Raw genomic sequence first — 1,696 nt, 5'->3', positions numbered from 1 at the left:
GAACGGCACGTACGGTGGTGTGAGAGGTCGGAAAACGAAAGTAGGAAGAAAGCTTTCGTTTTCCTCCTACTCGATTTTTGGGGACGTTGTATAAAAAACTCTCTCTCTTTTTATTTTCCCCACTTCACTTGTTAAGTTCAGGTTGTAGGTTTTAATGATATATGGTTTGATTTCTTTTTTCCTCTTTTATAAGTTAAATGCACGGTTATTGAAAATACTGCATGGCTTCACTTATTTTTTTTAGAAATTATTTGATTTTCCATCTAAAACAGTGACTAAATTTAAAATTGTGCTTCATTTTATCTATAATCTTACTATATTCCGCACGTTTTTTAATAACACTTATGAGATAAGTTATAATTTATGGAAAAAAATCGATTTACTATTTGTGCAAACAATTACATCGATTGTTTGCGACAAGAGGGGCGTTACTCTACGGCCCACGTGTATAAGCACGCTATTCGTTCTTTTTCTCAGTTTTGTGGGACCAAATCCATTACGTTTAGTAGGATAAACCGCGAAACTTTAAAGAGGTATAGCAACTATCTGTTGGCTTCCCGTTTGAAGCCTAATACGATTTCTACGTATATGCGTATGCTTCGTAGTATCTACAATCGTGGAGTCGATACACATCAGGCCCCTTATGTACATGGCTTGTTCCGGGATGTATTTACCGGGGTGGACACACGTCAGAAGAAAGCCATCCCGATCGGTGAACTTCACATGTTACTAAACAAAGATCCTCAATCGGAAAAGCTTCGCCGGACACAGGCCATTGCCAATCTGTTATTTCAGTTTTGTGGAATGCCTTTTTCTGATTTGGCCCATCTGGAAAAATCCAATTTGAAACAGGGGCTTTTGAAGTACAATCGTCTCAAGACCGGTACTCCTATGAGTATAGAAGTGTTGGAGTCAGCGCACAATGCAATCGGGGGATTATACAATAAGACCGATGCCCGGAGTCCCGATTATCCCGATTATCTTTTTCGGATATTAAGCGGAGCATATAAGAGAGATGAAGAGGAGGCTTATCGTGAATATCAGTCAGCCTTGAGACGTTTCAATAATGACTTGAAAAGCCTGTCCAGAAAATTAAGGATACCTTCATCCGTCACGTCTTACACGCTTCGTCATTCTTGGGCTACGACTGCCAAGTACAGAGGTGTTCCTATCGAGATGATTAGCGAATCATTAGGGCACAAATCTATTAAAACAACACAGATATATTTAAAGGGTTTCGAATTGGAAGAAAGAACAAAGGTTAATAAATTGAATTATTCTTACGTATGTAGTTTTAAAATGTTCTGATTAATATTATTAAGGCATTATGGATTAGGGACTTAATGCTGGTGTTACTTCTTAGGTAACGGAAATATATTCGCTACAAAGATAGGTAAAAATATTAATAGCAAACAAGCAAAAAACTTCTTTTTTTCCTTTTTCTCTCAAATATGCAACATGAATCTATCTGAACATGAAGGATAACGTCTTCATGCTCAAGGGCTTTTTATTACCTAAATTCAAGAAAGTCTTATATTGAATATTAGGTACCCGCTTTTATATTCCCTCATAATCGATTTTTTTCCTTTTTTCAATGCTATGTGTATCCTATATGTGTATTATCCGTTACCTAAGAAGTAACGGAATCACATGGGGTAAAAAAATATGATTTTAACGAAACCAAAATCAGTAAATG

1 protein-coding gene is annotated in these 1,696 nt (G+C 36.6%); it reads left to right on the top strand.

Annotated features, from left to right (window positions below):
- The first annotated feature begins 363 nt into the window (after positions 1-363).
- On the top strand, positions 364-1,308 hold the full coding sequence (locus I2I04_RS23080) for a tyrosine-type recombinase/integrase (RefSeq protein WP_143260632.1): 945 nt from the start codon (positions 364-366) through the stop codon (positions 1,306-1,308).
- Positions 1,309-1,696: the final 388 nt, after the last annotated feature.

This window comes from Bacteroides sp. 1001136B_160425_E2 (genome assembly GCF_015559655.1).
Taxonomy (GTDB): domain Bacteria; phylum Bacteroidota; class Bacteroidia; order Bacteroidales; family Bacteroidaceae; genus Bacteroides; species Bacteroides luhongzhouii.
Note: the sequence above shows the minus strand (reverse complement) of the source record. Positions and strands in the feature narration are given on the sequence as shown.

Bases quoted from the DNA above. Each gene is read 5' to 3' on its own strand.
- I2I04_RS23080 (WP_143260632.1), top strand. From the start codon at position 364: ATGGAAAAAAATCGATTTACTATTTGTGCAAACAATTACATCGATTGT.